General features: G+C 61.4%; 13 protein-coding genes. 7 read left to right on the forward strand and 6 right to left on the reverse strand.

The window, feature by feature from the left end:
* Both AAC126_RS18930 and AAC126_RS18935 read right to left on the reverse strand, forming a co-directional pair.
* A partial coding sequence (locus tag AAC126_RS18930) for a thiamine pyrophosphate-binding protein (protein ID WP_339856263.1) occupies nt 1-227 on the reverse strand: 227 nt, incomplete at its 3' end.
* 56 nt (nt 228-283) lie between these two features.
* Entirely contained in the window at nt 284-2,584 is a 2,301-nt protein-coding gene (locus AAC126_RS18935; protein ID WP_339856265.1) for a xanthine dehydrogenase family protein molybdopterin-binding subunit, read from the reverse strand.
* 130 nt (nt 2,585-2,714) lie between these two features.
* Here AAC126_RS18935 and AAC126_RS18940 point away from each other — a divergent pair, with 130 nt between their 5' ends.
* On the forward strand, nt 2,715-3,485 hold the full coding sequence (locus AAC126_RS18940; RefSeq protein ID WP_339856268.1) for a hypothetical protein: 771 nt from the start codon (nt 2,715-2,717) through the stop codon (nt 3,483-3,485).
* On the opposite strand, the gene AAC126_RS18945 is transcribed toward AAC126_RS18940, so the two are convergent.
* The gene (locus AAC126_RS18945; RefSeq protein WP_339856271.1) at nt 3,479-3,859 is read right to left on the reverse strand and encodes a hypothetical protein; all 381 of its coding nucleotides are present in this window, start codon (nt 3,857-3,859) and stop codon (nt 3,479-3,481) included. The two genes, AAC126_RS18940 and AAC126_RS18945, sit on opposite strands and share 7 nt — an antisense overlap.
* Entirely contained in the window at nt 3,856-5,229 is a 1,374-nt protein-coding gene (locus AAC126_RS18950; protein WP_339856273.1) for an acyclic terpene utilization AtuA family protein, read from the reverse strand. The genes AAC126_RS18945 and AAC126_RS18950 overlap by 4 nt, the downstream gene beginning before the upstream one ends.
* A 93-nt stretch (nt 5,230-5,322) precedes the next feature.
* On the opposite strand from AAC126_RS18950, the gene AAC126_RS18955 reads away from it, so the two are divergent.
* Together AAC126_RS18955 and AAC126_RS18960 are read left to right on the forward strand one after the other, a co-directional pair.
* Nucleotides 5,323-5,955, forward strand: coding sequence for a 3'-5' exonuclease (locus AAC126_RS18955; RefSeq protein WP_339856276.1), 633 nt, complete (start codon nt 5,323-5,325; stop codon nt 5,953-5,955).
* A 79-nt stretch (nt 5,956-6,034) separates the two neighbouring features.
* Nucleotides 6,035-6,508: a cyclic nucleotide-binding domain-containing protein gene (locus AAC126_RS18960; protein WP_339856279.1), complete on the forward strand. Its 474-nt coding sequence runs from the start codon at nt 6,035-6,037 to the stop codon at nt 6,506-6,508.
* Between the two features lie 10 nt (nt 6,509-6,518).
* Here AAC126_RS18960 and AAC126_RS18965 read toward each other — a convergent pair whose 3' ends face one another.
* Nucleotides 6,519-6,839: a hypothetical protein gene (locus AAC126_RS18965; RefSeq protein ID WP_339856281.1), complete on the reverse strand. Its 321-nt coding sequence runs from the start codon at nt 6,837-6,839 to the stop codon at nt 6,519-6,521.
* A gap of 220 nt (nt 6,840-7,059) precedes the next feature.
* Here AAC126_RS18965 and AAC126_RS18970 point away from each other — a divergent pair, with 220 nt between their 5' ends.
* The gene (locus AAC126_RS18970) at nt 7,060-8,343 is read left to right on the forward strand and encodes a hypothetical protein (RefSeq protein ID WP_339856283.1); all 1,284 of its coding nucleotides are present in this window, start codon (nt 7,060-7,062) and stop codon (nt 8,341-8,343) included.
* A 2-nt stretch (nt 8,344-8,345) separates the two neighbouring features.
* Here the strand turns inward: AAC126_RS18970 and AAC126_RS18975 are convergent, their stop codons facing one another.
* Nucleotides 8,346-9,239, reverse strand: a complete 894-nt coding sequence (locus tag AAC126_RS18975) for a DMT family transporter (RefSeq protein WP_339856285.1) — start codon at nt 9,237-9,239, stop codon at nt 8,346-8,348.
* A 162-nt stretch (nt 9,240-9,401) separates the two neighbouring features.
* Between AAC126_RS18975 and AAC126_RS18980 the strand changes: the two genes are divergently transcribed.
* From AAC126_RS18980 to AAC126_RS18990, 3 genes are all read left to right on the forward strand, one after another.
* The gene (locus AAC126_RS18980) at nt 9,402-11,711 is read left to right on the forward strand and encodes a xanthine dehydrogenase family protein molybdopterin-binding subunit (RefSeq protein ID WP_339856288.1); all 2,310 of its coding nucleotides are present in this window, start codon (nt 9,402-9,404) and stop codon (nt 11,709-11,711) included.
* Nucleotides 11,712-11,791: 80 nt separating this feature from the next.
* Nucleotides 11,792-12,418, forward strand: coding sequence for a glutathione S-transferase family protein (locus AAC126_RS18985; RefSeq protein WP_339856291.1), 627 nt, complete (start codon nt 11,792-11,794; stop codon nt 12,416-12,418).
* 138 nt (nt 12,419-12,556) lie between these two features.
* Nucleotides 12,557-12,765: redoxin domain-containing protein (locus AAC126_RS18990; RefSeq protein WP_339856294.1), on the forward strand; the 209-nt coding region annotated here is incomplete at its 3' end.

Raw genomic sequence — 12,765 nt, forward strand, 5'->3', positions numbered from 1 at the left:
GCATAGGCGCCGACCTTGCCGGTCGACTGGGCATAGCCGAAGGCCATGTAGGCGGTGCCCTGCTCATGCCGGGCATTGATCACGCGCAAGCTGTTCCGGGCGTCGTAGAAGGCGTTGAACAATCCGTCGAGCTGGATGCCCGGAAGGCCGAACACCGTATCGATGCCGTTTTCCGTCAGGGCGCGGACGAGTGCCGTGCCGCCGGTCATGGAACTGGATGCCGTCATGTTTTCTCCCTTCGCCGGTGCCGGTCTTGTGCCAGCATCCGACAGCTTGTTGCGGATCAGCCTCCGGTGTGGATCGCCGTCCAGACTTTCTGTGGTGTCATCGGAATATCGATGTGTTTGACGCCGTATCCCGCAATCGCATCGATCACAGCGTTCATGATCGGACCCGGCCCGCCGATGGACGGCACCTCGCCCACACCTTTCACACCGAGCAGGCTGTTCGGAGACGGTGTGGCCGCCCAGGCATGATCGATGAACGGTACGTCGTCGGCGCGCGGGAAGGCGTAATCCATGAGAGAGCCGGTCAGTAGCTGTCCCGAGTCCGGATCATAGACACTGCCTTCCATCAAGACTTCGCCGATGGCCTGGGCGATACCGCCGGTCACCTGTCCGAAGGCCAGGGGCTCGTTCACGATCCGCCCGAGATCATCGACACCGACGAAACGGTCGACGGCGACACGGCCGGTTTCCGGATCGACCTCGACCTCGACCACATAGGCGCCGTTCGGGAAGGTGGTGTGCTTGCCTTCGAAATCCATTTCGCCGACGCAGCCGCCGCGCAGGCCCGGCTCCAGCGTCTCCGGCGGAATATCGCCCATGCGGGCCATCAGCTCGGGGAAGGAGATTGCCTTGTCTGTGCCGGCCACCTTGAAGGACCCGGCGTCATATTCGATGTCCTGAGCCGCGGTTTCCATGATGTGCCCGGCCAGTTTCTTGCCGTTCTCGACCATCTCGATGGCCGCGCGATGTACGGTGTTGGCCGCGATCGGCATCAGGCAGGACCCGCCGGTGCCGCCGCCGACCTGAAGCTCCGCACTGTCACCCTGCTCGACGATCACCTGCGACGGATCGATGCCGAGAGTTTCGGCGGCGACCTGCGCCAGCGTGGTCTGGTGGCCTTGGCCGGAATCCTGGGTGCCGGTGCGGACCCGAACCTTGCCATCGTCGGTCAGCTCCACCTTGCTGCGCTCGGCGGTGGAGCCGCCGGTTGCGTGCACGTGGATGCCGAAGCCGATGCCGCGCTTCTTGCCGGCAGCCTCGCTCGCTGTGCGGCGCTCCGCGTAGTTCTGATAGTCTGCCTTGGCGAGGGCTTTCTTGAAGATTTCCGGATAGTCACCGCCGTCATAATCCTCGCCCATCGGGGTATGAAACGGCAGGTCTGACGGCTGCATCAGGTTTTTGGCGCGAATTTCGGCCCGGTCGAAGCCAAGCTTGTCGCAGGCATAGTCGATCAGCCGTTCCAGCGTGCCCGCGCTCTCGGGCTTTCCGGCGCCGCGATAGGCGTCCGTTGGTGTGGCATTGGTGAACACGGCCTGCACCCGGTACTCGGCGGCGGTGATCTTGTAGCAACTGGTGAAGACCCGGACGGCCCCTTTGGTGACGATGGACGGGTTCACGGCATTGAGGAACGCGCCCATATCGGCCAGCGCATCGATCCGGAAGGCGGTAATCATACCGTCTTTGGTCAGCGCAAGAGTCGCCCGGTCGAGGCGGCCACGGCCCGGCGCATCGGCTACGAAGCTTTCGGTGCGGTCCGCGATCCATTTCACCGGACGTCCGGTCAGACGGGCGGCGAGCAGGCAAAGGATCTGTTCCGGGTAGGGCCAGATCTTCACGGCGAAGCTGCCGCCGACATCGTTGGTGATGACCCGCATGTCCGTCTCGTCGACGCCAAGCGCCTCGGACATGGCTGCGCGCAGCATGACGACGCCCTGACTCGGCGTGTGGAGTGTGTATTTCCCGGTTTCACTGTCGAATGCGCCAACGCAGCCGCGCGGCTCTACTGGTGCGACCACGGCACGGGGATGGTTGACGGTCAGCTCCACCACATGGTCGGCCGCAGCAATCGCTGCATCGACATCGCTGCCATTGCCGATCCGCCAGTCCAGGCTGACATTGCGCGGTGCCTCGTCCCAGAGCTGGGGCGCGCCATCGGAGACGGCATGGGCGAGATCGGTGACCGGCTCCAGATCCTCATAATCGATATCGACCAGTTCGGCCGCTTCGAGGGCGGCGGATACTGTTTCTGCGACGATGAAGGCAACCGGCTGACCCGCGTATTTTGCAACACCTTGCGCCAGCGCCGGCCGTTCCGGCTCGATCATCGGCTTGCCGTCATGCCCAATCATCGGCATGCGGGACCGCATCGGCCCGACGCCTTCACGGATCAGATCATCGCCGGTCAGAACGCTCAAAACGCCGGGTACTGCCTTTGCGTCGTCCACCGCAACGGAGAGAAGCCGGGCATGTGCCATGGCCGAGCGCACCACGACTGCATGCGCGGCACCCTCCGGGAACAAATCGTCCACATAACAGCCGTGGCCGGTGAGCAACCGGTCATCTTCGCGTCGCAACATGCTTTTGATCTCGTTAATTCGTGGCTGGACTGTAATTACCTCGCACGCAAATATACACGCGATCCAGTATTTCTTAACCCCTCTATAATAGGCTTGGCTGTGAACACAGAGAATATTGGCGACTTATCAAATGGATGATTCCGGCAATAATTCAGGGGCACTTGAAGCCCTGCGGGCGGATTTCGATCAGGTTATGTCCGAGCCGGATGCGGTAAAGCGCTTCCGTAATCTGGTGGAGCTTGTGGAGGATGCGCGGCACCTGCAGTCGAAGGTGGGCAAGACCCTGAAGGAAGAGCAAAAATCCGAGAGCTTCCTGGAGGCGGAAAAACGGTTCGTCACCAAGCATGAAACGAAGCTTGATGCTCTCGCCTCGGGATTCTTCAATTGCTATGCGAATCCCGGAAAGGCGCGCGAGTCGCTGGACCAGCTTTGCGCAAAATATGACAGCCAGTATGTGATCGATGTCATCCGCCTCGGTGTCTGGCGTCTCTCAAAACCGCTCGGTTTCGATTTGCTGGGCATCAAGAGCGAGAATCGCCGCCTGGCTGAGAATACCTTTGAAAAGAGCCTGCTTCCGGCTCTCGAAAAAATAATCCCGGATCAAGGGGATTATCTGAAGCTAAAGCGGCTTAATGTCGAAGAGCGCTATGAAAAGATCCAGCACGAGATTGAAATGTGCCGGAAGGCCCTGGCCGCCGTTGATGTGGTGCTGAAGAAATTTCAGGCACAGCTCGAAATCGACGCCAAATCCATGCCGGAAGAGGATGTCTCAAGGCTTTCGTCGGCAGATGCCGCCGAGCGATTGAAGGCGCTGCCGGCGAAGATGCGTGAAGCCATCTTCGAAGCACAGAGAGAGGCCCTTGAAGCAGAAGCCAGGGCCAAGCGCAGCACTTCTTACTGATTCTGCATCCGGCCCTTGGTGAATTCCTCAACCCGTTCGAGAGGGACTTCAACCGGAAGATCCAGCAGCATGAACGACAATGTCTTGCCGTGCAGGTCCAGATTGAGCGTGCTGTTGACACCGCCTTCCAGCGCATCGTCGATGACGAAATTCAGCGCCGGGAGGTTGGGCAGCTCGTAGCGTATGACTGCGCTTGCGCCCTTATGGCCAAACAGCTTCAGAACCCGCTCTTCGGTAACCTGTTCCAGCAGCAGGTCATAGGCGGTGTCCGCATAGGGAATGACGCTGATGTTGGAGCGGTTTCCCTTGTCGCCGCTGCGGCCGTGCGCGATGTCGTGCAGGCGCAGGCGGACCGTGTCGAGAACCACACTCATGCTTCTGCTCCGAGATACTGAACGCTGGGAGACAGTTTGTTTCTGTCGACCAGGATCGAGGCCGTGTGGATCTGTGCCGTGATGTTGCGCCGGAAGCCGCCGCCGCCGGCCGGGCCGGAGCAATAGAGGCTCAACACCTCGTCGGCGAGATCCTCGGCAACCTCCCGGGAATGGCAGGAGACAGCGGCCCGGACGCGATAATCGCCGTTCGGAGCATGCCGTCCCGCGCCGGGATAAGGCGCCGTGCCGCCATCGAACGTGCTGGAGGTGCCAATGATGTCGAACCGGTACTCGGCGTTGCTGCCGCGCTCGCGGGCCCGTTCGCTCAGGACCTCCTTTGCGAGTTCGGCACGGGCAAGGGCATTAGGCCCCGCGTAACTGATCTCGGCCTCGCCAAGCCAGCCGCCATCGAAGCTGATCGTGGTTTTCAGCGTATCCGGCCGGGCCTTACCGCGCGCGCCGGAGACAGCAACAACGTTTTCGGTCGCTTGCTGGACGGACACGCCGGTGATGTCGAGCACCACGTCCGCCGTCAGATAGGCGGAGGGATCGTGCATCTCATAGAGGATCTGTTCCTTGACGGTCGCCGGCGTCACGCAGCCGCCGGTATTGTCTGCCTTGCCGATCCGGATCGCGCCCTCGCGGGAGATGGTGGCGATGGGAAAGCCGACATGAGCAAGGTCGGGCACGTCCTTGAAGCCGGGGTCGGCGAAATAGGCGCCGGTGACCTGGGCGCCGCATTCCAGCAGATGCCCGGCCAGCGTTCCCGCCGCGAGCGCATCCCAGTCCTCTTCCGTCCAGCCGAATTCATGGATCAGCGGGCCGAGCACCAGAGCCGGGTCCGTGGTTCGCCCGACCACTACGATATCGGCGCCGCCGGCCAGTGCCTCGGCAATCGGGCGGGCACCGATATAGGTGTTGGCGGCAACAATGCCGTCACCGATGGGCAAGCCTTCGATGGTCTTGTGCGCGCGGATCTCTTTCTCGTCCATCACCGTCAGCAGATCGTCGCCGGAAACGACAGCGATACGCGGGGTGCGGCACCCGATTTCCCTGGCAATTTCCAGAATGCGCCTTGCACCGCCCGCCGGGTTTGCTGCACCGAAATTGGAGACGATGCGAATGTTGTTATCGAGACAGCGCTTCAGAACAGGTCGCACATAGGCTTCGAGAAACGGTGAGTATCCACGCTCCGGATCGCGTTGCTTCTGCTTCTGGGCGAGCGCCAGTGTGCGTTCCGCAAGTGTCTCGAAAATAAGGTATTTCGGGCCGTCACGGGTGGCGAGTGTATCAACCACGGGACCGCCGGCATCCTTCCGGTCACCGGCGAAGCCGGCGCCACAGCCGATATGGACGAGATCTTTGGTCATCAGTCTTTCGCTTGGCAGGGTGAGGGGCAGACTGTAGCGTCTGCGCGAGGATTTTTACCAGCCTTCAAATCAACCAGTGCGGGGAGAGCGGCCATGCCGGGACGCGCAGATCGCGTCAGCGAGAGTTCCGCCGCAAGCCCGTTCCGTGATTTCCCCTCCCGGGGAGCGGTGGTTGTTTTCGATCTGGAGATCACAGCCTGGGAAGGCTCTCTCGCCCGGAACTGGAGCGGTCCAGGCGAATTCATGGAGATCGTCCAGATCGGGGCGGTAAAGCTCGACGCCAGCATGCCGATGGCAGAGCTGGCGAGTTTCGAAGTGTTGGTGAAGCCGGAGAAAAATCCTGTCCTTTCCGACTATTTCATCGACCTGACGGGGATCACCAATGAGGATCTCGGCCGCGATGGCATGCCGCTCGATGAGGCTGTGAGCCGTTTTGCCGGTTTTATCGGCGATGCCGGTCTCGTTGTGTCCAATGGAAACGACTGGTGCGATCTCGTTCTCAATGTGGAATGGGCCGGTATGAAATGGCCTTTCGCGAATGGCTTGTTCGCCAATATGCGCCCCCGGCTTGCCGAAGCGTTGGGGCTACCGGAGAACCAAACCGTGAGTTCAACCCTGCCTCAGCATCTTGGCCATACGGCGATGCCGGACGCCCATACGGGGCTCGGTGATGCGCGCGCCATTGCCTTCGCGGTGCGGGAACTGAGGGCCCGGGGGCATCTCTGACCTTGCCCTGAATAGTTATCTCTGGGCCGCAGGCGCATGTTATATGGAAGCCTGTACATAAGGCTGATTGGGGCAGGCGATGAGTGCGGATAATCTGGATATGGACGGTGGGCCCGTCAGTGCGGACGAGATTGGCCGGATCGGGCTGTTTCTGGACCTCGGGGAAGAAGAGCGCGCGGCGATCGCCTCGGTCTGCCGTAAACGCCGGTTCGCGGCCGGGCAACTTATTATCTCCGACCAGGAAGCCGACCACGACGTCTATTTCATGCTGGAAGGTTCCGCCGACGTCCAGAACCACACGATTATCGGCGATGCGCTGAAGCTTGATCAGTTGGGAGCCGGAGCTTATTTCGGCGAGCTTTCAGCACTGGATGGCGGCCCCCGGTCCGCCGAGGTTCTGGCAACGGACAATTGCATCGTTGCGGCAATGGCACCGAGCGATTTCCGAAATATGCTGTCGGAATACCCCTCGGTGCTGGTTCTGGTCCTGCACAATCTGGCCGTCATGATTCGTCATTCAAACCTGACGGTTCTGCAGCACGCAACTATCTAGGCTGATGGGATCAGCTCTCGTCCTCGGCGGGATCGTCCTCGCGGCGGCCGTCGGCCGAGCGGGTGAGGCGGCCCATGAGCTGTTCCAGGGCGGCATGCAGGTTGCGCACGCCCGAGCGGGACATGATCATGCGGGAAACCACGGCATGCTCGACCTGTGAGCCGTCGATATTGAAGCGGGTGTTCACCAGATTGATCCGAACAACACCGTCCCGCACCATGGCGCCGATGACACCGTCGACGAAAATATCCTGGCATTCCGGGGCGATCACGATGTTCGGCTGCTGTCCGGCCGCCTGACCCCCGGTGTTGGTATTTGAAGTGTCGCTCATTGAAGTCCGCCCGACATAATTTTGTGCCAAATTCGATCTAATACCGATAACACGTTGCCACCGTTGGCGGAAGATCGTTCGGGCGGCCCGGAGTTATTTCCATAAGGATTGCCAAATGTTGCGGTGCGGCGCAGACTCTGGCTTATCCTGACTGCTCTGTCCCCCGCCTTGGAGAAATCCCATTCTTCCGCAGTCTTTTCTGGACTGGCGCGTCCTGCTTTTGACGTCCGTATGGGCCGGTTCCGTTGCCGGGCTCTTCCTTTCCGTTCCGATGCTCGATCATATCGTTGCCGGTGGTCTGTTGCTTTTCGTGCTCGGCACGTTGCCGCAGGCGCGGCTGGAGACGAAGGTTCTCGTCGCCATTGGCACGGTCGTGACGCTTGTATTGATCTTCACCATTGCCGCTCCGGCGGATGTCTGGCGGGGCCTTGAGCGCACGCTGATTTTCGCCGGGCTGCTGCCGACACTGAAGATGACACGGGAAGTCGCCCGGCTGATGCCGTCCGTGCGGAAGAGCCAGGACAGACTGGCGGCACTTCCCGACAGCGCGGCGGATGTCGGTATCACCATTGGCGCGACGGTGTTCGGCTCGGTTCTGAATACGGGCTCTTTCGCTCTGGTTTCCGCCGTGGTGCCCGCCGATGCAAGCGACGAACGCCGCCGTTCGGCTGCCTGCGCGTCGATGCGGGGCATGAGCATCGCGGTGCTCTGGTCGCCCTTCTTTGTCGGATTTGCCGTAGCCGGCACCTATCTGCCGATGGTCGAGCTCTGGGAGATCATTCCGTTCGGCTTCATCTGCGTCTGCATCGCCATCGCTATCGGGCTTGCCATGTTTGCCCGGCCGTTCAGCTTCCGGGCCGTCGGTGCCGCGCTTGCCTGCCTCCGGCCGATCGCGTCGAGGCTGGGGATCGCCGCCGGAGCGGTCATTCTGGTCGGGACCTTCACGCCGCTTTCGACACTTGGCTCCATCCTGGTGGTGATGCCGTTGCTCTGCATGTTGCAGTTTTTCCGCAGACCGGACGCGTTACGGCCGGTGCTGGAGAAAACGGCGGAGGGAATGAAGGATCTCGGGGACGATCTTGCGCTTGTCGCCGTTGCCATTGTGGTCGGCACCGTCGCCGGGGAGGCGGATGCGATTATTGTCCATGTCGCCCCGCTGCTTGAAGGCGGATTACCGGCGCCTGTCCTGCTGGCCCTGATGATCGGTATTCAGCTCATTCCGGCCATTGTCGGCATTCATCCGATCATCACCGGGACGATCTTTCTCGCCGCGCTGACCAGCCTCGATCACGGGGTTCTGCCGCTGGCCCTCTATGAAGCCATGCTCGCGGGATGGGGGCTCGGCGCCATGATTTCCATCGCTTCCCTGTCCGTGGTCACGGCCGGATCGATGTTCGATGTGCCGCCGACCCGCGTCGCGATCGGCCCGAATCTCGCTTATGTGTTCGTGGTCTGGGCCGTGCTGGTGCCGATCCTCAGCATCCTGCACTACGCCCTTATCTGAGGTTATTTCGCCCGGCGGGTCATCACCAGGAAGACAGCGGAAACCACGGCGGTGAGGGCGGCATAATCGACCAGCCCCGGAACGGTGCCGAAGATCATGGCATCCGTGATCACGCCGACAACCGGAACCATCAGCGTGCCGACGGTGGAGACAACGACCGGCAGCATGTTCACCACGCTGAAATAGGCCCAGTAACAGAAGATGCCGGTAATCGTCATGTTGTAGACGAGGCCGAGCGTCGGGATCAGGCTGACGCTGTCGGGCATGTGCTGGTAGTCCCAGAAAACAGCAATCAGGGCGACCGGCAGCGCGCCGAGCATCTGTTGCCATCCGGTCAGCACGGTGACCGACATGGAAAAGCGGAAATATTTCACCGCGGCCGTTCCGGCGCCCCAGCTCATCGCTGCAATGACGACCAGCGCCGGGCCGAGCGGATCGCCCGACACGGCGCGGTCGTCACCGAAGAACAGCAGGCCCATGCCGACAAGGCCCAGGCCCAGTGCTAGAACCGACCGGGCGCGCAAGGGCTCCTTGACCAACCATGCGCCGGTCAAGGTTGCCCAGAGCGGCATGGTGTATGCGAGAATTGCGGCCCGGCCGGATTCCATAAGGTCAATGCCGTAGAGCACCGCAATGTTCCAAACAGACATATTGAGTAGGGAAACTATGAGCAGCCCCTTCCACTCGGCGCGCGGAACGCGGAGCGTCTGTCCATTGGCTTTCGCCATCGCAAACAGGCCCAGCCCGGCCGAAATTCCGGCGATGGCCCGGAACACAAAGGGCGGATATTCGGCGAGAGACAGTTTCATCACCGGCCAGTTGAGGCCCCAGAGCAAGGCGAGCATGGCCAGCAGGAAGATCGCGAAAGGCGGGATCTCTGCCGTTTTTTGCGACAAGGGTTGGTTCACGGGCGAAGAGCCCCTAACTCTGTGAAGGGTGTATGAAGAGTAAAGTTTGCTAACCCATTTGTTGCTTGAGTGCCAGACTTCTAAAACCCTAACATCCGCGCAAGAGATTTCGGCCGCTGCGTCCGTAGTGGCCCGACCAGGAGGGACTTCATGGTAAAATTCGGCATTGGCCAGGCGATCAAACGCGTTGAGGATCAGCGGTTGCTGACCGGCCAGGGCACTTATACGGATGACGTTACGCCCGACGGCACGGCCCGGGCCTTTATCCTGCGGTCTCCCTATGCCCATGCGCGGATCAAGGGGATCGACACGGCGGACGCGGAAGCGGCCCCCGGTGTTATCGCCGTGCTGACCAACAAACACGTGAAGGAAGACGGGCTGGGCGATCTGCCTTGCCTCGCGCCGGCGCCGAACAAGGATGGCAGCGCGCGGGCCGATACCCCGCGTCCGATTCTCGAAGGCGACCGGGTGCGCCATGTCGGCACGCCGGTTGCCATGATCATCGCGGAGACGCTGGACCAGGCACGGGACGCGTCGGAGCTGGTCGATATCGAGTACGAGCCGCTGGAGGCCGCCACCGATACCGAGGGCGCGACCAGGCCGGGGGCTGCACAGCTCTATGACCACATCCCGCACAATGTCTGCTTCGATTGGCACAAGGGCGACCTTGAGATGGCCGAGGCCGCCTTCACCCGGGCCAAGCAGGTCGTCCGCACCAAGGTCGTGAATAACCGCATCATCGTGAACTCGATGGAGCCGCGCGGCGCCATCGGCCTCTATGACGCGGAGACAGACCGCACGACGCTCTACAGCTCGACCCAGGGCCCGTCCTTCATCCATCCGCATCTGGCGGAGGCAGTGCTGAAGATCGACAAGGACAAGCTGCGCTGCATCACCACCGATGTCGGTGGCGGCTTCGGCATGAAGATTTTCCTCTATCCCGAACAGTGCCTGCTCGCCTGGGCCTCACGCCGTCTCAAGAGGGCGGTGAAATACACCCCGGAACGCTCCGAAGCCTTCATGAGCGACACCCAGGGCCGGGACAATGTCAGCTATGTCGATGCCGCGCTCGACGAGAACGGCAAGATCATCGGCATGAAGGTCGAGACCTTCGCCAATCTCGGCGGCTATCTCTCGAATTTCGGCCCCTTCATCCCGACCGAGGCGGGCACGCATATGCTCTCCGGCGTGTACGACATTCCGGTGATCTATGTGAATGTGAAGGGCGTCCTGACCAACACCACGCCGGTGGACGCTTATCGCGGCGCGGGCCGGCCGGAAGCGGCCTATCTGATCGAGCGGGTGATCGACAATTGCGCGGCGGAAACCGGCCTTGGCCGGGATGAGATCCGGCGTCGCAACTTCATCACGCCGGAGCAGATGCCCTACAGCACGACGCTCGGCAATGTCTATGACACCGGCGAGTTTCAGACCGTCATGGAGAAATGCATGGCGAAGGCGGACTGGAACGGTTTCGCCGCCCGCAAGGCGGAGTCCGTGAAGGCGGGCAAGCTGCGCGGCATTGGTCTTGGCTATTACGTCGAGAAATGTGGCGGCGGCAATCCGGAGACGGCGGATATCCGCTTCACCGAGGACAACAAGATCGAGATCTATATCGGCAACCAGTCGAACGGGCAGGGGCACGAGACTGCCTATGCCCAGGTGCTGGGCGACGTGCTCGGGGTCGAGGGCGAGGATATCCGGATCATCCAGGGCGACACGGACCGCACGCCTCCGGGCATGACCGGTGGCTCCCGCGCTCTGCCGGTGGGCGGTGTCGCCGTGCTGCTGGGCGGCCGGGAGATTGTCGAGAAGGGCAAGAAGGTCGCGGCCCGGGTGATGGAATCCGCGATCGAGGATATCGAGTTTGCCGACGGCACCTTCACCGTCGCCGGGACGGACAAGACCATGTCGATCTTCGATGTTCATCGCGAGGCGAAGAGCGAGGAAGAAGCTGGTCTCGACACTGTTCACAAGCGCACGCCGGAAGCGGCGACCTTCCCGAACGGCTGCCATGTCTGCGAGCTGGAGATCGACCCGGATACCGGCATCGTCGAGATCCAGAGATACAGCGTGGTCGACGATTTTGGTTCGGTCATCAACCCGAACCTTCTGGCGGGCCAGGTGCATGGCGGCGTCGGTCAGGGTCTCGGCCAGGCGCTTTACGAGCACACGATCTATGACGACGAGAGCGGCCAGCTCGTGACCGGCTCCTACATGGATTACACCCTGCCGCGCGCGGATCATGTGCCGTGGGTCGATTTCGAGACCCACAATGTCTGGTGCACGACCAACCCGCTCGGCATCAAGGGCTCCGGCGAGGCCGGTGCCATCGGTGCCCCGCCGGCCGCGATCAGCGCGGTCTGCGATGCGCTCGGCGTCACCAATATCGACATGCCGGCAACGCCGGAGAAAATCTGGGCGGTGGCCAACGAGGGCAAACTCGCGGCGGCCGAATAAGTCTCGTTCTGAAAAGACGGTTGCGGAAACGTACCCGTCTTTTCTTGTATGACAGTTCAAGAATTCAAAAGGGGGAAGCCATGACGGCACCGATAGATTGCTACACGTGGAAAACGTCGAACGGACGCAAGATCACGATCATGCTGGAAGAGTGCGGGATTCCGTACAACCTGCATCCGATCAATATCGGTGAGGACGACCAGTTCACGCCTGAATTCATCGCCATCAACCCGAACTCGAAGATCCCGGCGATCATCGATCCGGACGGCCCGGACGGAAAGCCCTACACGGTCATCGAATCCGGCGCGATCCTGATGTATCTGGCGGAGAAAACCGGCAAGTTCATGCCGACCGATATGGCGAAACGCTATGAGGTCATCCAGTGGCTGATGTTCCAGATGGGTGGTATCGGCCCGATCTTCGGTCAGGTGCACCATTTCAAGCGCGCCGCCAAGGAGAAGGTGCCCTATGGCATCGAGCGGTACGGCAAGGAATGCCTGCGTCTCTATGGCGTGCTGAACAGCCGCCTCGAAGGCCGGGACTATCTCGCCAATGACGAGGTTTCCATCGCCGACTTCGCGACCCTGCCCTGGGTCTTCCGGCATGAGTGGCAGGAAGTGGATCTGGCCCAGTTCCCGAACGTGAAGCGCTGGTTCGACGCCATGATGGCGCGTCCGGCCCTGAGCCGGGGTATGGAACTGCCCTGATCCGGTATCGGGTTTAAGGTTAAAAGCGGGGTCGTGGCGGTTTCGCCCGGCCCCGCTTGCGCTTATAGTGCCGTCGCTCGCGCATTCCCCGGGAGGGAGGCGGACGGATTCAAAAGATCAAACCAGGAGGAGAAGGCCATGACCATCCGGCTTGGCGATATAGCGCCTGATTTCACGCAGGATTCCACGGACGGCAAGATCAACTTCTATGATTATGCGGGCGATAACTGGGTCATCCTGTTCTCGCATCCGAAAGATTTCACCCCGGTCTGCACCACCGAGCTCGGCTATATGGCCGGTCTGAAGCCGGAATTCGACAAGCGCGGCGTCAAGGTGCTCGGCCTTTC

The sequence above is a fragment of the uncultured Nisaea sp. genome, from assembly GCF_963974195.1.
Taxonomy (GTDB): Bacteria; Pseudomonadota; Alphaproteobacteria; order Thalassobaculales; family Thalassobaculaceae; genus Nisaea.

Coding starts and splice junctions, on each gene's coding strand:
- AAC126_RS18935 (WP_339856265.1), bottom strand. CDS start 2,584: ATGTTGCGACGCGAAGATGACCGGTTGCTCACCGGCCACGGCTGTTAT.
- AAC126_RS18940 (WP_339856268.1), top strand. CDS start 2,715: ATGGATGATTCCGGCAATAATTCAGGGGCACTTGAAGCCCTGCGGGCG.
- AAC126_RS18945 (WP_339856271.1), bottom strand. CDS start 3,859: ATGAGTGTGGTTCTCGACACGGTCCGCCTGCGCCTGCACGACATCGCG.
- AAC126_RS18950 (WP_339856273.1), bottom strand. CDS start 5,229: ATGACCAAAGATCTCGTCCATATCGGCTGTGGCGCCGGCTTCGCCGGT.
- AAC126_RS18955 (WP_339856276.1), top strand. CDS start 5,323: ATGCCGGGACGCGCAGATCGCGTCAGCGAGAGTTCCGCCGCAAGCCCG.
- AAC126_RS18960 (WP_339856279.1), top strand. CDS start 6,035: ATGAGTGCGGATAATCTGGATATGGACGGTGGGCCCGTCAGTGCGGAC.
- AAC126_RS18965 (WP_339856281.1), bottom strand. CDS start 6,839: ATGAGCGACACTTCAAATACCAACACCGGGGGTCAGGCGGCCGGACAG.
- AAC126_RS18980 (WP_339856288.1), top strand. CDS start 9,402: ATGGTAAAATTCGGCATTGGCCAGGCGATCAAACGCGTTGAGGATCAG.
- AAC126_RS18985 (WP_339856291.1), top strand. CDS start 11,792: ATGACGGCACCGATAGATTGCTACACGTGGAAAACGTCGAACGGACGC.